The organism is Absicoccus sp. (assembly GCF_034090965.1).
GTDB classification, from domain to species: domain Bacteria; phylum Bacillota_I; class Bacilli_A; order Erysipelotrichales; family Erysipelotrichaceae; genus Absicoccus; species Absicoccus intestinalis.
Genome location: NZ_JAXDRQ010000036.1, coordinates 12,294 through 31,823, shown reverse-complemented (window position 1 = coordinate 31,823; position 19,530 = coordinate 12,294). Strand labels below are relative to the sequence as shown.

The 19,530-nt window shown below is 39.2% G+C and carries 19 protein-coding genes; 13 read left to right on the top strand and 6 right to left on the bottom strand.

The genetic code is table 11. The annotated features are described in order from the left end of the window. Positions 1–343: ATP-binding protein (locus tag SOS22_RS05265; protein WP_320596553.1), on the top strand; the 343-nt coding region annotated here is incomplete at its 5' end. 237 nt (positions 344–580) lie between these two features. Further along, entirely contained in the window at positions 581–1,822 is a 1,242-nt protein-coding gene (locus SOS22_RS05260) for an IS256 family transposase (protein WP_414144414.1), read from the top strand. A 275-nt stretch (positions 1,823–2,097) separates the two neighbouring features. Here SOS22_RS05260 and SOS22_RS05255 read toward each other — a convergent pair whose 3' ends face one another. The 4 genes from SOS22_RS05255 to SOS22_RS05240 form a co-directional block, all read right to left on the bottom strand. Then, positions 2,098–2,532 (bottom strand): transposase, encoded by a 435-nt coding sequence (locus tag SOS22_RS05255; RefSeq protein ID WP_320596551.1) that lies wholly within the window; start codon positions 2,530–2,532, stop codon positions 2,098–2,100. A 428-nt stretch (positions 2,533–2,960) separates the two neighbouring features. Further along, positions 2,961–3,413, bottom strand: coding sequence for a hypothetical protein (locus SOS22_RS05250; RefSeq protein ID WP_320596550.1), 453 nt, complete (start codon positions 3,411–3,413; stop codon positions 2,961–2,963). 949 nt (positions 3,414–4,362) lie between these two features. Continuing rightward, entirely contained in the window at positions 4,363–4,683 is a 321-nt protein-coding gene (locus SOS22_RS05245; protein WP_320596549.1) for a DUF3784 domain-containing protein, read from the bottom strand. 253 nt (positions 4,684–4,936) lie between these two features. Continuing rightward, positions 4,937–5,503, bottom strand: a complete 567-nt coding sequence (locus SOS22_RS05240) for a TetR/AcrR family transcriptional regulator (protein WP_320596548.1) — start codon at positions 5,501–5,503, stop codon at positions 4,937–4,939. A 103-nt stretch (positions 5,504–5,606) separates the two neighbouring features. Here SOS22_RS05240 and SOS22_RS05235 point away from each other — a divergent pair, with 103 nt between their 5' ends. The 3 genes from SOS22_RS05235 to SOS22_RS05225 all read left to right on the top strand — a co-directional run bounded on the left by SOS22_RS05235 (position 5,607) and on the right by SOS22_RS05225 (position 9,282). Continuing rightward, positions 5,607–7,526, top strand: coding sequence for an FAD-dependent oxidoreductase (locus SOS22_RS05235; protein ID WP_320596547.1), 1,920 nt, complete (start codon positions 5,607–5,609; stop codon positions 7,524–7,526). Between the two features lie 58 nt (positions 7,527–7,584). Beyond that, positions 7,585–8,169 (top strand): histidine phosphatase family protein, encoded by a 585-nt coding sequence (locus SOS22_RS05230; protein WP_320596546.1) that lies wholly within the window; start codon positions 7,585–7,587, stop codon positions 8,167–8,169. 177 nt (positions 8,170–8,346) lie between these two features. Next, positions 8,347–9,282 (top strand): Abi family protein, encoded by a 936-nt coding sequence (locus tag SOS22_RS05225; protein WP_320596545.1) that lies wholly within the window; start codon positions 8,347–8,349, stop codon positions 9,280–9,282. 376 nt (positions 9,283–9,658) lie between these two features. On the opposite strand, the gene SOS22_RS05220 is transcribed toward SOS22_RS05225, so the two are convergent. Next, the gene (locus tag SOS22_RS05220) at positions 9,659–9,874 is read right to left on the bottom strand and encodes a hypothetical protein (RefSeq protein WP_320596544.1); all 216 of its coding nucleotides are present in this window, start codon (positions 9,872–9,874) and stop codon (positions 9,659–9,661) included. A gap of 319 nt (positions 9,875–10,193) precedes the next feature. Beyond that, a complete protein-coding gene (locus SOS22_RS05215; RefSeq protein ID WP_320596543.1) occupies positions 10,194–10,586 on the bottom strand; it encodes an HIT family protein in 393 nt (130 codons plus the stop codon). A 369-nt stretch (positions 10,587–10,955) separates the two neighbouring features. Between SOS22_RS05215 and SOS22_RS05210 the strand changes: the two genes are divergently transcribed. From SOS22_RS05210 to nadD, 8 genes are read left to right on the top strand one after another with little or no spacing between them, the layout of a single operon-like run. After that, on the top strand, positions 10,956–12,305 hold the full coding sequence (locus SOS22_RS05210) for a UDP-N-acetylmuramoyl-tripeptide--D-alanyl-D-alanine ligase (protein ID WP_320596542.1): 1,350 nt from the start codon (positions 10,956–10,958) through the stop codon (positions 12,303–12,305). Continuing rightward, positions 12,302–13,348, top strand: a complete 1,047-nt coding sequence (locus SOS22_RS05205) for a D-alanine--D-alanine ligase family protein (protein WP_320596541.1) — start codon at positions 12,302–12,304, stop codon at positions 13,346–13,348. Before SOS22_RS05210 ends, SOS22_RS05205 begins: the two co-directional genes overlap by 4 nt. Then, a complete protein-coding gene (gene alr / locus SOS22_RS05200; protein WP_320596540.1) occupies positions 13,342–14,490 on the top strand; it encodes an alanine racemase in 1,149 nt (382 codons plus the stop codon). Before SOS22_RS05205 ends, alr begins: the two co-directional genes overlap by 7 nt. A gap of 15 nt (positions 14,491–14,505) precedes the next feature. After that, entirely contained in the window at positions 14,506–15,525 is a 1,020-nt protein-coding gene (locus tag SOS22_RS05195) for an acyltransferase family protein (RefSeq protein ID WP_320325588.1), read from the top strand. Beyond that, positions 15,522–17,120: an NAD(P)/FAD-dependent oxidoreductase gene (locus SOS22_RS05190; RefSeq protein ID WP_320596539.1), complete on the top strand. Its 1,599-nt coding sequence runs from the start codon at positions 15,522–15,524 to the stop codon at positions 17,118–17,120. The genes SOS22_RS05195 and SOS22_RS05190 overlap by 4 nt, the downstream gene beginning before the upstream one ends. Next, complete coding sequence (locus SOS22_RS05185) at positions 17,117–18,220, top strand: GTPase (RefSeq protein ID WP_320325586.1); 1,104 nt, start codon at positions 17,117–17,119, stop codon at positions 18,218–18,220. The genes SOS22_RS05190 and SOS22_RS05185 overlap by 4 nt, the downstream gene beginning before the upstream one ends. Continuing rightward, complete coding sequence (locus tag SOS22_RS05180; protein ID WP_320325585.1) at positions 18,220–18,504, top strand: YhbY family RNA-binding protein; 285 nt, start codon at positions 18,220–18,222, stop codon at positions 18,502–18,504. Before SOS22_RS05185 ends, SOS22_RS05180 begins: the two co-directional genes overlap by 1 nt. A 2-nt stretch (positions 18,505–18,506) precedes the next feature. Continuing rightward, positions 18,507–19,529: a nicotinate (nicotinamide) nucleotide adenylyltransferase gene (gene nadD / locus SOS22_RS05175; protein ID WP_320325584.1), complete on the top strand. Its 1,023-nt coding sequence runs from the start codon at positions 18,507–18,509 to the stop codon at positions 19,527–19,529. The last annotated feature ends 1 nt before the right edge of the window (position 19,530 follow it).

Sequence of the window (19,530 nt, the reverse complement as noted above, 5' to 3'; positions counted from 1 at the left end):
GAAAGAAGCGATGAATCAAAATCAAATAACGATGTACAAAAGAAAATTTGAAAGCTATGACCTGGTCATACTGGACGAGCTGGGGTACTGCACATTCGACCAAGAACGAGGAGAGATATTGTTCAATCTGTTATCCAGCCGAAATGAAAAAGGAGCCATGATCATCACATCCAATCTGACATTTGATCGGTGGAATGAAGTTTTTAAAGACCAGGTATTAACGGGAGCAATCATTGACAGACTGGCATACATGTCTTACCTGATTGACATGTCTGGAGATAGTTATAGAACTCTGGCAACAAAGAATTGGAATACAAAAAATGGTTCAACCACCAATCAATAGCTATTAAAGTATTCAGAAAAAATCGAAGATATTCATCCTGAAATATGATGAAATATCTTCGATTCGAGAGTGAGTAGTTGATCAGTTTTCAATTGCGAAGTGGGGGTGAAGACATTTTTCGAGAGTGTAATCTGAACTGTGTAAGTTAGTTAGATGCGTACGGCTAACTAATGAACACAGTTTTTTATTATGTCTATCTCATGTTATGGTAGAAGGAGAAAAAGGAAAATGAATGAAATGAGTAAAATTAAAAGAAATCCCGCCGCTGTCAAGATTGCCAATGAAATCCTTAAAGCATACGACTGTGATTCTGTAGCCGATATGCAGGATGCTCTCAAAGAAATCTTTGGTCCATTGTTCGAAGGTATGCTTCAGGGGGAAATGGATAATCATCTTGGTTATAAATCCAATTCAAAAGAACCAAAATCGACAAAGAACCGAAGAAATGGTTCCAATCCCAAAACTTTAAAAACTACGATGGGAGAAGTAGAAATCAATGCGCCAAGAGACAGAGATGGATCCTTCGAACCAGTCATCGTTCCCAAACGATCAAAGGATGTTTCTGATATTGAAGGAAAGGTATTATCCATGTATGCACGTGGAATGTCACAACGGGATATCTCATCAACGATCGAGGATATTTATGGTTTTAAAGTATCCCATGATATGATCTCGGATATAACCAATGCTATCCTTCCGGAAGTGGAAGAATGGCAGAACAGACCGCTCAAAAAATGTTACCCATTTGTTTTTGTCGACTGTATGTACGTTTCTGTCAGAAATGACTATGAGGCCAAAGAAGAAGCCGTTTACGTGATTCTTGGGTATGACCTGCAGGGACAAAAGGAAATTCTTGGCTTGTGGATGGATTCCACGGAATCGAAGAACTACTGGATGCAGGTATTTGATGAGATCAAGGCACGAGGAGTCGAAGATATCTTCTTCATTTCTATAGATGGCGTATCCGGTCTTGAATCCGGTGCTAAAGCTATTTTCCCAGGTGTTGTCGTACAAAGATGTATCGTTCATCTGATTCGCAATTCCATCCGATATGTACCAACCAAGGACTACAAAAAATTCACTGCTGATCTAAAAAAAGTATATGGAGCCTCTTCACTAAAAGCAGCTAAGACTGCGTTCGACACATTCTGCGACAACTGGAAACAATATCCTGGAGCGATCGAAGTATGGAAGAGGAATTTCCTTCATGTAGAACAGCTGTTTGATTATGGATCTGCTGTCCGAAAAGTCATGTATACAACGAATGCGATCGAATCGGTAAATTCTTCCTTTCGAAAAGTGACGAAAAAAGGATCATTTCCAAATCATGAAGCCGTATTCAAGCTGCTCTATTTACGTGTGAAAGAACTACAGAAAAAATGGGATAAAGGACATCTGAATAATTGGTCGATGGTATTGAATCAATTGTTGGTCAACGATCAGTTTAAGGATCGTATCGAAAAGTACATACAATACTGAATCTTGAAATGATATTTATTCCAATTTCCTTGTTTACAATGAGCCTCCGTCCCTAAGAACCTGAAAAAACGGCCAGTCAAAAAACTCAATTTTCAGCTGGCCGTTTTAAGCATACCTTAGGGTCGCTCATTATAAACAAGTTTTCTCGGCATAAAACATTATTTCAAAACAAGATCGAGAACTTATTAAAATCGATCATAAAATATTAAATACACACTTTTCTTGACAAACCCCGACTTGCCCAATTTTGACATTTTTTTGTCTATATTCTTATTTTAATTTTTCTGCTGTTTCTGCTTCTGCATTTTGTGCGTATGATATTTACGCAGATTATGGCCTATCGACACAAGCAGAAGTTCCAATTTGACCATGGTTTCTTTTCGACGCCATGATCTGTCATATTCCTGGTCCTGCTTGATCTGGCCGAAGATTTCTTCTGCCTGGATGCTGCGCTGTTTCATCAGTTCTTTGCCGATTTCCGTTGACAGGTTTTCTTTGGTTTCGCTCTGCAGTTCGTTCAGCTTATCTGTTATCTGAAGTGTTCTCCCATTATTTGACCGTGTGCACTGTGAGCGTAATGGACATCTTTCGCAATGCTCCTTGCAGTAGCTGTAATTGTCATAACTGCCCATAGCCAGTATCAGCGGGTGTCTTTTCCGGATAGCTTCCATACGCTTGTTTATAGCCTTCCATAAATGTAATGCCGCCATTGTAGGATCTTCTTTCGTAAAAATATAAATTTCCTCATCTGTTAGATTATATGGAAAATCTTCCCAAAATTGATAGATTTTTATCTTGTCGAAAGAAAAGAATGTAGGACCAAATGTCCCAATGGTTCCGGCCTTTCATATCTTGCTTTTCAGGTCATTTTTATAAAAATCAGATAGTTGACCATATTCTTTTTCAGCCTCTTCTTTACTATAGTACATTTCCATCTGTCCCCTTTCATTCGTTTGTCAAGATTCGTATATAAAAAATAATATTATTATATGGATTTCATAGGTATGGAAATCAGGTCATCTGAAAACAGAATCTGTCAAATCTGTTTCCGGATACATCAAAGATCTAATCAGACAAGATGTAATAAATGAAAAGTTAGAAAAAGCCCGTGTTTCAAATAAATAGCACGGGTCATTTTTTATCTAGATAATCTATTTTCTAAAATTTTAATAATAGCGTCTTCTTCTGCAATCTGATTTCTTAAGCAAAAATCAAAAAGTTTATCATAAAGATTTCGATCAAAAGTTATTGATATGTTTTTTTTGAATGAAGTCTTTTCTTGAACGAAATAATAGGATTCATTCGAGATAAACTTTTTAAAATCGATATATGCAACATTTGGAAAAGCTTTAGTTCCATAGCTTAAAGATTTGTTCAAATTTGTATAATCAGCCAAGCTGCTATATACCAGCTTTACATGATGCGATAATGGATATTTTTTTAGTTTTTTCAACAATTCCTTTTTCACACCTATCTGATCAGCTAGATCGAGATATTGTTTTTGAAACAGATTTATCATTTCATCATCTTCCAAATAAAACCATAGATCTTTTCCTGGATTTTCTTTCCATGCATCCAAAATTGTTTTCATTCTCATTTCCTCCTTTTTGAAAACATCTCCAAAAAGAAAAGCCCTATCGTTGATGATAGGACCATATTTTAAAGTATTCCTATCATCTTGGCTTTACCACCTTGCATTTCTGTAGGTTGGTACGTGCTACGAGCCAATCTCTAACACGTTCTTTATAGGTATTGAAATCATAGCATAAAACTTACTTACTTGCTATATTATTTATATAGCCGTTTTTGATTTCATAGGTATGGAAATCAGGTCATCTGAAAACTTATGTTAAATGCAATAATTTTCTTATTCCAATTTCAATGAATATTAACCTTCTATTTCTTTGATCATTGAATTGAGCGTGTTACTTTCAATCATTTCTGAAATATAAAATAAATCTCCATCTTCTGGAAATATCCATCGTTTCACTTGTTCTATATTATCTGCATATTCAATACAAAATGCATGTCGTAAAAATCCAAAATTTGAGAATCTTATAAATTGTTTTCCATTGATTTTATGAATACCGTATTTTGCGCTTAGATTTTTTTCAAGATAATTTATAACCATCAAATGTATTCATTGAATTTTATCTTTATTCAATTTAAAATTTCTAGTTTCATACTTTGCACATGAGGAGCATTCTGATTACCAATGTCAGGACCATCGATTTCAGAACTCCATCTATTCATATCAAGTGTCCCTTGACTTTTCATGCTTTTGAACATAACTAGTCGATTATTGGAATGCCATCCATATTTGGATCCACAATCTCAAATTTCATTGGAGGATAGAGATAATCTTCATTTGTATTGTCAATGATTCTAACCAGCCCTTTTCTAGTGACAGGACTGTATAGACTTCACCATAAGTAAGTCCCAGAAAACTACTTTTACCTAACCATCCAACTTTCATTCTGGCCACTTCTTCAATTTCAAAACGAAATGTCTTATTTCATATCTAAAGAATAGCCAAAAATCTAATTTTCTCGTTGATGTCTTTCTATCAATAATTGAATAAGCATTATTACCCATAGTATCCATGCAATACGTACTCCTTTACCAGGAGAGTATATATCAATGCCAATTCCAATCAAAAAAGGAATAGCCCACAACATCATCTTTTTCCCATAGTCTTTACATAATGTATCTTCATTGAATTTTTTGCGTTCGTCTATGGATTTCATATTGTAACCCGTTAAAAAATTAGCGGCTTTTCCGTTGGATTTATAAAAGTATATCCCAATCAAAAAGAAAAGAATGGCCATCATCAAATCAAATAGGATGCAATAAACCTTCATAAATTTATCCTCCTGAAATCGAGATATTCAAATCATCGGTCAATGCTACAAATATAAGCTTAAGCCCCATATCCATTCTCTTGTTTGATTCATTTATATTCAAAACTTTAAAATAATGAACACTTTTGTAGCTTAAAACTTCAAAAATATAAAAAATACTTTAAGTTTAAGAGAATCTCATTCTTTTATAAATAAATGAATGATCAACTACCATCCCAGTCATCATTGTCAATCCAATCCATGATTTCACGCTTTATACCGGATTTGCCTGTAAGATCGCATCCGTTATTTGATAAAACGCTTGTTTCCAATCCAATTGTCCTTGTTTAACGGCCCATTTGTATTCCAAACCCAAGAACGCAAAGTTACATGCATCATAGAGTGTTTTGGTATCTTCACTGGATTGGAATTCATTGGCTTTTTTTCCTTTATCAATAAACACTTCCACAATTTTTGAGAGTTGATCTCTGGTCGCAAAACTATTGAAATCTTTGGACAAATTCAGGTCCAACATCTTCGCAATTAATTTTGGTCCAAGTTCAATGGAACGATCGATGATCATGTCATAAAATAAGTGAAATTGTTCATAATAGGTATCGGCTTGAACAATATTGGAAAAGTGCAAATAGATATCTTGACAGACTTCATCATAATAAGACGTTAAAATGGATTCTTTGGAATCAATATATTTATAAAAAGTGGGCTTGGTGATGCCTGCCTTTTTACAAATGTCATCGACACTGACTTCATCAAATCCCTTGGCTTTAAAACAGTCATAGGCAACGTGTAAGATATCTTTTCTTGTGGTTTTGTTTTTCATACTTTAAGAATATTAAAAATTAGTAAGGTGTGCAATGTTTTATCATTTACTTTACCTAGAGTAAATGATAATCTATATATAGTAAACGATGGAGGAAATGAGTATGTCAAATTTATTTAGTCCTATGTATATTGGCAATCTTCGTCTGAAAAATCGCCTTGCGATGGCACCGATGCATACCAATTACGAAGCCGATGGTTCGTATACATTGAATGCTATTCGTTATTTTGAAGAACGTGCCAAAGGCGGCGTGGGTTTGGTCATGACCGGTGCGAATGTAGTGAGTACCAAGTATGATGGCAAACGCCCAAGCCCAGAAATTTCTTCATTAGCGCATGTCGAACGCATGGCCATGCTCGTTGATCGGGTCCATGCCTATGGAGCGAAGGTTTGTTTCCAATTAAGTCCTGGTGCCGGTCGTGTGGCTGTTCCCAATCCTGCCAATCCACCGTATTCGGCCAGTGAAATTGAAGAATTTTGGGCACCTATGATCAAATGCCAAGTCTTGTCAGTGGAAGATATTCATTATCTAGCAGATCGTGTTGGCTTTGCAGCTTGGTTAGTGAATAAAGCCGGTGGTGACATGGTCGAACTGCATGCCTATGGTGGCTATTTATTGGATCAGTTTATGAGTAGTCAATGGAACCATCGTACCGATGAATATGGAGGATCCCTTGATAATCGCATGCGTTTTCCATTGGAATGTATTGCTGCCATTCGTAAATATACCAATGGAAAGATGCCTATCAGTGTTAAATTTACGGCCGACCAAGGCATTGAAGGATTCCGCACCTTGGATGAAGGCATTCAAATGGCCAAGATATTTGAAGAAGCGGGTGTGGATATCCTACATTGTGATCGCGGTGTCTATGAAGCTTGGTATCAAGCCATTCCAACCGTTTATCAAAAACATGCCTATAATGTCGAAATGATCAAAAAGATCAAAGCCAGTGTATCGATTCCTGTCATGGGACATGGTAAATTATTTGATCCAAGTGTGGCTACATCCATGATCGAAGATGATATTTGCGATATAATTGCCCTTGGCCATCAAGAAATTGCCGATCCGTATTGGCCGGAAAAAGTAAAGAAGGGAAACATCGAAGACATTGTTCCTTGCATTGGTTGTAACGAATGTCTAAATTCAGCCTTTAATGGTACCCATCCTGTATGTTCGGTCAATCCAACTTGTTTTGAAGAAGATACCTTTGCCTTACCAGAAACCCAAGATACCCATCGAAATGTGTTGATCGTTGGTGCCGGTCCTGGTGGCATGGAAGCAGCTATTACCGCAGCCAGACGCGGATATCACGTGGAAGTATGGGAAAAGAAGGATCGTGTTGGCGGTAATTTATGGGGAGCTGGAACCGCACCATTCAAACACGATGTGCTTCGTTTGATTACGTATTATGAAACACAAATGAAAAAATTAGGCGTACAAGTTGTTTTCCATAAAGAAGCAACAGCCGAAGAAATTTTAGCCAATTCGTATGATAAAGTCATCCTTTCTACGGGTGCCCATAGTTTTATGCCACCAATCAAAGGTATTGAACATGCCAAAGAATCCTTGTCCTACTTAGAAGGAAACGTGCAACCAGGCAAACATGTTGTTGTGATTGGTGGTGGCTTGGTTGGTTGTGAAACGGCTTGTTTCATGGCCGAAAAAGCCGAAGATGTGACCATCGTTGAAATGCTGCCAGACATTTTAAAGATTGCCGATCATTGTAAGAACAATGACCAAGCTTTACGAGCAATGATCGATGAAAAACACATCCAAAAAGTATGTGGCGTTAAAGTGGTCGAAATCAAAGAAGATGGCATCATCTATCAAGATGATCAAGCCAATCTCCATACGCTTCCATGCGATACTGTGATCATTGCTTCTGGTTTTAGAAGCAACAACCAACTGATCAAAGAGTTGGATGGCAAGATCGACTTTGACATTGTTGGCGATGCCAATCGTCCAACCAAGATCATCAATGCCGTTAAACAAGGATATCACGCCATTCGCACGATGAAATAATCAAGGAACCGTTCTTTTGGACGGTTCTTTTTTCGTGAAAAAGTGATACAGTGAAACTATGATAAAAATCTATTTGATCCGACATGGACAAACTCAATCAAATGTAGATCGATTGATGCAAGGATGGGCCGATACCCCATTGACTCCATTGGGACTACAACAAGGACAAAGATTGGGTGAACAATTACGATCGGTTCCTTTTTCAAAAATTTATTGTTCCCCTAGCCCAAGAGCCTACCAAACGGCTTCTTTGATCAACGTTTTTCAACAAACGGAAATCATTCCAACCAAGGGGTTAAAAGAAATGCATTTTGGCCAATTGGAACTGAAAAAAGAACCAGAAGGAAAAACTTGGCAACAACTCTTGTTGCGAGATTGGACAGACATTGGTGGCAATAACTTGGATATCGTCGCCAAACAAATGCATACGACAATGGATACCATTGTTCATACAGCCAAAGACAATACCAATATTTTATGTGTGACCCATTGTTTTTCCATCCTATCTTTTCTTTCCATCATTGATCAACCTTTCTTTGAACAATGTTTAAACAACGATGATAAAGTTGAAAATTGCCGTTTGACCATCCTTCAATATGAGAAGGGACAATATTCGATTGAAGCATTTAATGAAAGCATCTGAGAAGAATGGAAGCAATCGATTCACAAACAATGGCAAAAAACTATTTGAATAACAGGACCATCTTGAACTGTGTTTACTACAAGTAGAAAAGCTTGTCATTCTTAAACAAAAGTTCTATTAAGTTTGTTTGAAAAAGTTGTGTTTTAGAACAGTGTGAAATAGGAGGTGGTCTGTAATATGACAGAAAAAAAGAAGATAACTATAGATGAACAAATCGAACACATAAAATCTAAGAACATAAAATTTGAAATTATGTCTGAAAACGATGCAAAAAAATTTTTAACTTACAATACTTATTATTTTAAATTGAAATCATATGCTAAGTCTTTCGAACGAAAAAAAGATGGATCATTTGTTAATTTAGATTTTGCATACTTGGTTGAATTATCAACATTAGATGCCAATTTAAGATTGTTTATAATTAATCTTTCCTTATCAACTGAGCATTCATTAAAAACAATGTTGATACGTGATGTTACAAATAATGAAAAAGAAAATGGCATTACAATCATTAATGATCTATTTGAAAAATATCCTTTTATCAAAAAAAATATAAATCAGAAGAAAAAAGATTCTGCATGTGCAGATCTAATACAAAAATATGAAAATCAATGGAGCGTTTGGTCTATTGTGGAGGTCATGTCATTTGGCGACTTTATTAAACTTTATCAACTATATTATTTAAAATATCCTACAGAAATTAGTGATAAAGTTCTTCCTTTGCTTTGGTCTGCAAAATTCCTAAGAAATGCGGCTGCACATAACAATTGTTTATTAAATTCGTTACGTATACCGTATAAACATACTCACTTAAATCAACAAGGAATCATTGCACCAACGAAAGAATTGCAACATGAAATCAGTAAAATAGAAAATATCAGCAAATCAACGAGAAAAAAGTTGTTGCGAAATCCAATAATCCATGATTTTGTGGCTTCCTTATTTTTATTTAATTATATATGTACTAGCGAACCCATGAAAGGTCATATATATAACGATTTGGAAAAGCTTTTTAAAGAAAGATTTGTATTCCATAAAGAATATTTTGAAAAAGATTCATATTTAACATCATGCTATATATTTTTAGAAAAAGTGATTGACTACGTGAAATAAATATGTTTATAATGCCAAAGAAGAACAAAAAAGTTAAATCTTTTTCCGGAGAGAGGGTACCTGTGCCTTCTCTCTATTTTTTACATTATTGCGTAGTCATGTTTGGATCTTAATAAACCTGTATAGATTGAAACTAATTAGCTCGTTATTTGTGCTGACAAAAGTGATATGAAATCAGCACCTCCATAAAACTGCCTAATCATCTTGTCTACATGAAATAAGGGTGATTAGATTTTTCAAATCCTTATCCTTCTTTTTGACATATGTCTTTCATGCTGTATTGAATACCTGAATCTCAATATTCCTACGACTTCGTGCCATGTCACAAATCGTTCGCTGCACATCTTATATGGGAATGTCATTTCCATAATGATCCTTATTTAGTAGATCTTTTTTCACGGTCTATAAGATTGTGATAATACAATGTCTCCTCATGAGAAAAAACGGCTGTGGGGGCGTATTTGTGAAGAATAAAAAGTTTATCAGGCCACACATCCTCACTGATGTAGATTCCATGGCCAATTCGTTCCAGATTATTCTTTTTTACATACGGATAAAATGCATCTTTTTCAATACCGTTTTTTTGTGGCATTGATCCTTGTATCTGTAATAAGATCATTCATTATGCGCACGATCATGGCCTAATATGCGAAAGTTGAAATCATTCAATCCTATGGATTCCTATCCCAAGAAAACAAATAACTCTATGGGATCGTAAAGCCTTTTGAAATGCAGAATCGTTCTGCAACAAGCTACACAAACGGGTTACATAAAGGGAAGAGATGGCTTTCTTATTAGATATCTAGGTGCATTTGTAGGGGACCTGCTCGATATTTCCACAGATAGATGATCCCAAAAGAAAAAAGCGTTATCCTTGTTTCGAATAACGCTTCATGAAATGCCATTTTGGTTTATTTCATCTTTTGTTCCAATTCATCAAAGTCAACGGGTGGGATCTTACCAAAAGCTAACGTGAGATGATCATCCTTGGTATATCTTGGAATCAAATGCACATGGAAATGATGAACACTTTGACCGGCAGCTTCATGGACATTGGTCAACACATTGATGCCATCACAATGGAGTCTTTCCTCTAATTTGTTGGCTAATTGTTGTGCCACTTCAAAGACATGGTCACGCACTTGTGCTGGGCAATCCAAGAATGAATCCGTGTGTTCTTTGGGAACCACTAAACAATGACCATAACTCGTTGGGTTGACGTCAAAGAAAGCAATGACCGTATCATCTTCATATAATTTATGACTGGGAATCTTTCCCGCTGCAATATCGCAAAAAATACACATATTCGTTGCTCCTCCTTATGTTTAGTATACGCCTAAAAATAGGAAAAGCCAGGCTAAGGGGGTGCCTGACTCTTCCAAAAAATTAAGGGGATAGAAAATTGTATGAATATCAAATCGATGATTCACACAGGCAAGGTCTTCTACTCCTTGCTTATATCGAGTATATCACACCTAAAGACGCGATTTATGTGAAAAGTGTGGGAAAATATGTGAAAATGGGCAAAAAATGGATTTTTATGGATAAAAAACCTAAAAATGTATCCTTTTTTTATCAAAAAAGAAAAAAATCCAATGAAAAATGGGATGAAATGGGAAATTGAAATGGTCTTCCTAAAATGTGCTATAATAGCCGCACAAGGAGTAAAATTCATGATTCAAACAACCGCTCAAACCATCGCACATGCACTTCACACATCCCTTTTTGGATGTGACGATTCGGATATTTCTATTGCTGGTATATCCATTGATTCACGCCGTGTACAACCGGGCAATCTGTATATTCCCCTCATCGGCCAACGCGTGGATGGACATACCTTTTTAGATTCGGCCAAACAACACGGAGCCACGGCCGCTTTTTGGCAAATCGATCATAAACCCTATCCCGATTTTCCTCTTATTTTGGTTTCGGATACTACGGTAGCCCTCCAAGATTTGGCCCGCTATTATATGAAGAGTCTATCTTGTACTGTCATTGGCGTAACGGGATCCAATGGCAAGACATCTTGTAAAGATATCTTGTATTCGGTCTTTTCTCAAAAATATAAAACCCAAAAGACCCAAGGCAACCACAACAATGAAATTGGCTTACCATTGACTGTCTTAGATCTGGATGCCGATGTAGAAATTGCTATTCTCGAAATGGGCATGGAACACAAAGGCGATATCGATTTCTTATGTTCCATTGCGCGTCCGGATATTTCCATCATCACCAGCATTGGCTCGGCCCATATGGAAAATTTTGGAACCAAAGAAAATATTGCCCGTGGCAAGTTGGAAATTTTGACCCATACCAAATCACTCTGCCTCTATCATACATGCCCAGAAATCAAAGCGGTATTGCCAGAAATCGATCGTGGTGATGTCATGCTGCATTCTTTTGGTCCGGGTGGAAATAGCTATATTATGGGGGACATCATCCATCGAAAAGATGGCATTACCTTTACCTGTAACGATATGAAAAAGCCCGTTTCCATGAATGTATTAGGCGACTTCCAAGCTGAAAACGCTTTACCCGTAATTTATGCGGCAAAGACTAAACAAATCGATGAAAATGCTATAGAATATGGACTAGAGCATATTGAAATGACAAAGATGCGCACCCAACAAATTACGATTGGTCAAGCAACCATCATTGATGATTCGTATAAGTCCAATCCCGAAAGTGCCAAGGTTGCTTTGGATACCTTATCCAGTATTCCTACCCCTTGTCATATTGCCGTTTTATCGGATATGCTCGATCTAGGAGAAAACGAAAAAGCATTACACGCACAAATTGGTGCCTATGCCCATCAATTAGGCATTGACTATGTATTCTGTGTTGGCGATCGATCATTCTATACAGCCGATGCAGCCCAGGGAACTTGGTTTGATTCCAAAAAATCATTGATGCAAGCCTTACGCCCCTTTCTAAACACCGATTGTGCTATCTTAGTGAAAGGCTCCAGGGCCATGGCCATGGACCAAATTATTAGTGATTTACAACAAGGAGAAAACGAATGAAAAAAATCAATCTGGCCGTCATCTTTGGCGGACAAAGTTCAGAATATAGTGTTTCGTTACATTCCGCAGCCAGCTTCTTACGACAAATTCATGCCGAGTTGTATCAAATGACCATGATTGGCATTGATCAACAAGGTGTCTTTTATATTTATGATGGATCCATCGATGATATCGAACACGACCATTGGCAAACCCAAGCCAGACCTTGTGCTTGGATCCATCAAGGTGTATTTGATCTGACCAATCAAAAGAAAATCGATATCGATTGTGTTTTTCCCATCGTCCACGGTAAAAACGGGGAAGACGGCTGTATCCAAGGCTTAATGGAACTGATGAACATCCATTGTGTGGGCTGTGACGTATTGGCGAGTGCGATGTGCATGGATAAAGAAATCATGCATATCATTTGTAAAGAAGCCAACATTCCCTGTGCAGACTATCTTTGCTTATATAAAACAGAAGAAGTTCCATCTTTTGAATCCGTTGTTTCACGGATTCCTTTGCCATGGATCATCAAACCATGCAACGCTGGAAGCAGTTATGGCGTTCATAAAGTTGAAACCAAAGAACAATATTTGGACGCAGTCCAAGACGCTTTCCAATACGACGGACGTGGCAAATGTTTGATTGAAAAAGCCATTGAAGGCTTTGAAATTGGCTGTGCCGTTATGGGCAACGAAGAACTGGTGACCGGATCCTGTGATGAAATTGAGATCACACGCGGTGTGTTTGATTTTGAAGGCAAATACGATCTGGTTGGCTCCCATATTTATTGTCCAGCCCGCATCGATGCCGATACCTTTGAAAAAGCCCAAACTTTGGCTAAACAAGTCTATCGTGCCTTGAATTGTACAGGCATGGCCCGTGTCGACATGTTTGTCCAACCCGACAAATCGATTGTCTTGAATGAAGTCAATACGATTCCAGGCTTTACTGCCACGTCGCGTTATCCAAGCATGATGGCCGAAGCCGGTATTTCCTTTCCAACTCTGATCGATCGTTTGATTGCATTGGCTATGGAAAGAGAAGTCGGCGTATGTTAGAGAGCTATAGTCGTGCTTGGATCGAAATCGATCCGGATGCCATCGCTCATAATTTAGAGGAAACCCAAAAACTCATTGGATCGACCAAAATTATGGCGATTGTCAAAGCCAACGCCTATGGGCATGGGGACATTACGGTTGCCAAAGCCTGTCAAGCATGGGGCATTGACTTTTTTGGCGTTTCCAGCGTGGATGAAGCCCTTCGCTTACGCCAAGCCGGCCTGCAAGAGAACATCTTAATCTTAGGCTATACCCCCGAAGAACATTGGCACTATCTGCATGAACAAAACATTACCCAATCGCTTTGTTCGTATGCCTATGCCTGCAAATTAAATGACTATGCCAAAGCCCATGATGTGATCATTCATGCGCATTGTAAAGTGGATACGGGCATGAATCGGACCGGTATCTTGTATCAACCACAAGAAAAACATTTTGAAGATATCGTTCGTGCCTATCAATTGGATCATGTCCAAGTGGATGGGATCTTCTCTCATTTTCCGGTCAGTGATGACCTAGGTATCGACGCATCGACTTTCACCAAACAGCAAATTGGTTTATTTAATGAAGTTCTTGATCGATTAAAAGATAACGGGATCGATCCCGGATTGACCCATCTACAAAATAGTTATGGCATCTTAAACTATCAAGATCTCGGCTATGACTATTGTCGACCCGGTTTATTGCCCTTGGGCTTGACCAGCGATGATCAAATTCCCATCGCCACCCAACCGGATTTTATACCAATCTTGTCCCTCTATGCCAATGTGAGCGTAGTCAAATGGATCCAGCCCGGCATGAGCGTATCGTATGGACGGCATTTTATTGCGCAAAAACCAACCAAAGTCGCAACGATGTCCATTGGGTATGCCGATGGCTTGCCACGTTTGATATCCAATCAAGGCGTAGAAGTGTTGGTCCATGGAAAACGTTGTCCATTGATTGGCAATATTTGTATGGATCAATGTATGATCGATGTGACCCAGGTAGACAACGTACAAGAAGGGGATATTGTTTGTCTCATTGGGCATCAAGGAAAAGAACAAGTGACGATGGATGCGATCACACGATCTGCCCATACGATCAATAATGAATTGGCATCCACATTAGGCGCACGAGTGCCACGTTTGAAAAAAAGATAAGGGGAAAGAGAGAATATGGCAAGACGAAAAAGGAGATATGGCGCCATTGATATTGCCAAATATGTATCGGCACTATTGGTGGTTTGTATCCATACCTACCCATTCTATGAAGTTTCACAAACATTCAATACCTATTGGATCCAAACGGTTTGCCGTTTGGCTGTACCTTTCTTCTTTGTGGCATCGGGATTTTTCTTCTTTCGAAAAATTACCAATGATTTGTCCACCAATGAAGAAGCACTGCTCAACTATGAAAAACGCTTAGGTAAGATCTATTTGACCTGGACCATCATTTATTTGCCCTATACCATTTGGGACTATGCCCATGCGAATTTTCGCATCTATCACATCTTTGCTTATTTACGCGATGTGATATTCAATGGATCCTATTATCATTTATGGTTCTTGCCCGCATTGATGTTAGCTACCTATATCGTCTATCTGCTGTACACCAAACACAGCATGAAACGCGCATTGATCGTATCCTTGATCTTATATATCTTCGGCTATTTGATCAATGTCTATACGCCCATTTGGGAAACCATGCCCTATGTATCCTTCTTCTTTGGCTTTTTTACCAAAGTGTTGGTAACCTCACGAGACGGCATCTTCTTTGGCCCTATGTTTGTATGCATCGGCCTGTTATTAAGCAAGACCCGTCGTTTGCCTCATCGCGTATCCATGATTGGTTGGCTGATTAGCTTTATTCTATTGGTCATGGAAGTGCATCTCTATGATCAAATGGGCATCCTTCGTGATTTGACCAGTATGTATCTGTTGTTGGTGCCAGCTACCTATTTTATGGTCAATGCCCTATTGACCTGGAATTTACCCTATAAGGAAAGTTATATGACCTTGCGCCATGAATCCTTATTGATTTATACTTCACATATCTTATTCGCAAAAATATTATTGGCGTTGTTACCCCATGCACACTTGGTCGTTTATTTCTTGACCCTGGCCTTTGCGCAAGCCTTTGCCAGCCTTGTGATGCATTATCACAAACGCTATCCGGTGTTAGATAATTTATTATGATCCGTGTTTTTCAAGTCAAATGTGCCACCGAAGACAAAAAAGAAATGGAGGCACAACTTCTAAAAAAACTACATATGCCAACCAAGGATCTTTTGTCTTGGTCCATCCACCGCAAAAGTGTGGATGCCCGATCGCAAAAGATCTTCTTTTCGTATGTGATCGATGCCAAAGTCAAACACGAACGAAAGTATCTACGACACAAAGATGTACAACCCCGCCCCAATGAACACTACCAACCCGTATCCAGCGGCTACCATCCCTTGATTGATCGACCCGTTGTCGTCGGCTTTGGCCCAGCAGGCATGTTTGCGGCCTTGATCTTGGCCCAAGCCGGCTACCATCCCATGATTCTAGAACGCGGTTCCCAAGTGGATACAAGAACCCAAAAAGTTCATCAATTTTGGCAAACCGGCCAATTGGATCCAGAATGCAACGTGCAATTTGGCGAAGGCGGTGCCGGCACCTTTAGTGATGGCAAATTGACCACCCGATCCAAAGACAGTCGCTGTCGCAAAGTCTTGGAAGAATTGGTCCGTTTTGGCGCTCGATCTGAAATCTTGATCGATCAACATCCCCACATTGGTACGGATGCCTTTGTACAAATCATTAAAAACTGTCGAAATGAAATTGAACGCCTGGGCGGCACCTTTTGTTTTGATACAGCCTTAGAAGACATCCAAGTCAAAGACGGAAACCTGGTTGCCATTCAATACCACAATGTATGGCATCCCTGTACGGCCATGATCTTAGCGTGTGGACACAGTGCCAAAGATACCCTTTTGATGTTGCATGCCCATCATATCCAGTTGGAAAATAAACGCTTTGCGATCGGTGTGCGCATTGAACATCGACAAGACTATATCAATCAAGCCATGTTGAAAGAATATGCCCACGATCCCCGACTCATTCCTGCACGCTATAAACTTACCTATACCGCATCCAATCAAAAAGGCGTCTATACCTTTTGTATGTGTCCCGGTGGTTATGTGATCCCGGCTGCCAGTGAGGCCAAACACACGGTGATCAATGGCATGAGCTATGCCAAACGTGATGGCACCAATGCCAATAGCGCCCTATTGGTCCAAGTGGATGAAAGCGATTATGGAAAAGCAATCCTGGGCGGTCTAGCCTATCAAGAAGAGTTAGAAGCCAAAGCCTATCAAATGGCCCATGGCTATGCCGCTTGTTGCCAATTGGCCTCTGACTATTTAGACCATAAGATATCCACAGCCTTTGGCGCGGTCCAACCCACGTATGCATTGGGAACCCAATTTGTGGATCTAAATACCTTATTTTCAAACCCCATCAATCAAGCTCTGCATGAAGCACTAGAAAACTTTGAACAACGCGTACCCGGCTTTGTTTCTTCCGGTGCTATCTTGAGTGCGGTTGAATCTCGCTCTTCCAGTGCCATTCGCATTTCACGCGATCCACAAGGAATGAGTTCAATTTTTGGCCTTTATCCAAGCGGCGAAGGATCGGGATATGCCGGTGGTATCGTGACCAGTGCGATTGATGGTATCCATAGTGCCGAAAAATTAATTGAATATTTTGAAAAGCCTCAGTACAATCTAGAAAAGGAGGGTTGTGAATGACCAAATATTGTAAAGGGTGTGGCGTTGAACTTCAAAATGAAGACCCCGAAGCCTTGGGATATGTTCCCCGACTGGATGCAACCTATTGTGAACGATGTTATAAGATCTCGCATTATGGCCAAGTCACGATTTCCATGCAACAAGGCATTGAATCCAGTCAAACTTTCGAAAAGATCAATGCGATCGATGGCGTTGTCTTTTGGATCGTTGATCTCTTTGATTTTGAAGGCGGTATGATCTCACGACTCAATCAAAAATTACCGGGCAAAGATATTGTCTTGATCTTGACCAAACGAGATATCTTACCTAAGACCGTGACGGATCAAAAGATCTATGCGTTTGTGGATCATCGACTCAAAGAAGAAAAAATCGTCGTTCGTGATATCTTGATTTGTGGTGATCTAATTTTAGATCCATCCAAAAAACATAAAACACTATCCGATCGAGGGATCCACAGCATCCATCAAATTGAACGTGCCATTGAACGCTATAGCTTTGGCAAAGACATCATCTTTATGGGCATGGCCAATGTAGGAAAAAGTACCTTATTGAACCAAATGTTGGAAGACCGTCAATTAACCGTCTCTCGAAATCCGGGGACAACGCTCGATCTGATCCCTATTCCACAAGAAGGATTTACGATCTATGATACACCTGGCATTGAAAATCGCCATAGTGTATTGGCATGGCTTCAACCCAAAGACTTAAAAACGGTCATTCCTACCAAACCCGTTCGGCCGTATGTATCGCAGATCTATGAAGACCAATCCTTTGCCGCTGCCGGTTTGGCCCGTTTGGATGTGGTCACCAATGGTAAAGCCAGTGTGGTTGGTTATTTTTCCCGCTCCATTGCGATCCATCGCGGCAAATTAGCCGATGCCGATCGCTTATGGAATGATCATTTGAACGAAATGTTGGTGCCTTGTTTAGATACCAGCATGGTCAGTATGCATACGTTCCATGGACCCAAGGTAGGGAATGATAAAATGGATGTGGTCATTCACGGCTTAGGCTGGTTCTGTGTGAGTGGCGACATCAAACAAATTTATGTACGTGTCCATAAAGGCATCAATGTCACATTTAGAAAGGCAATGATTTAATGTTAGATAAACAAACCAAGAAAAAATTACGGAAACTCGCAAACTCGTATCGAGCCATCCTTCAAATTGGCAAAGACGGCCTATCGTACAATACGATGGAAACCTTAGATGCAGCCTTGGAAGCCCATGAACTGGTCAAGTGTAAATTATTGAAGACCAGTCCCATTGATGTGCGCGAAGCAGCTATTGAATGTGCTGCCAATACCCATAGTGAAGTCGTCCACGTCGTGGGTCATACCTTTGTGTTGTATCGTCGCTCCAAAGAAAATAAGTTGGGGATGTAGAAATGAAAGTAGGAATTATTGGTGGATCCTTTGATCCCATTCATTATGGCCATATCCAAATCGCAAAGACCGGTTTACAAAAGCTTCATTGCGATGAAATTTGGTTCATGCCCACCAAATCGACGCCATTAAAAGATCGAATCTTAACATCCGATGTCCATCGCTTGGCTATGATCCAAAGAGTCATGGCCTATGATCCACGCTTTCATGTCTGTACATTGGAAATGGAACGAGAAGGAAAAAGCTATACGATCGATACGGTCAAGACCTTGAAACAAAGGTATCCCGATCATGAATTTGTCTGGATGATCGGCAATGATCAATTGACACAATTTGATCAATGGCGCGAACCCGAAACATTGACTTCGTTGATTTCTTTTGTTTGTGTGGATCGAGATGGCCAGCTAGCCAAGACCCAATATCCGATTCAGTGTATCCATATGGAAGCCATGCCTGTATCCAGTTCGGAAATTCGCAAGGGCAATAAATTGAATTATGTACCTTACAGTGTCTTACAATATATCTATGAACATCGTTTATACATAGAAAACTTTATTGCCGAAAGAGAAACGCAACATCGCTACAAACACAGCGTATCGGTTGCCCATTTATGTGAAGAAATGGCCTTGGCCAATGGCTTGGATGGGCAAAAAGCCTACTATATTGGTTTGTTTCATGATATTGCGAAAAATATGGATAAAATCCATTTGGAACAATGGATGGATGCCATTTGTCCCGAAAATAAGAAATGGGCCATTCCGGTATGGCATGGTTTTGTCGGAAGCGAAATCGTGGACCGCATCTTTTATTTGGATGATCCCCAAATCAAAAATGCCATCTATCATCATGTCTTAGGCGATGATCATAGAGATCCCTATGCGATGATCGTGTTTTGTGCCGATAAGACCGATCCCTTACGAGGTTATGATTCTACCCATTTGATCGATCTATGCAAAGCCGATATTTATCAAGGCTTTTGGGCCGTAAAAAATGAAAATGATAAATATTTAGAGGAAGGAAAATAAG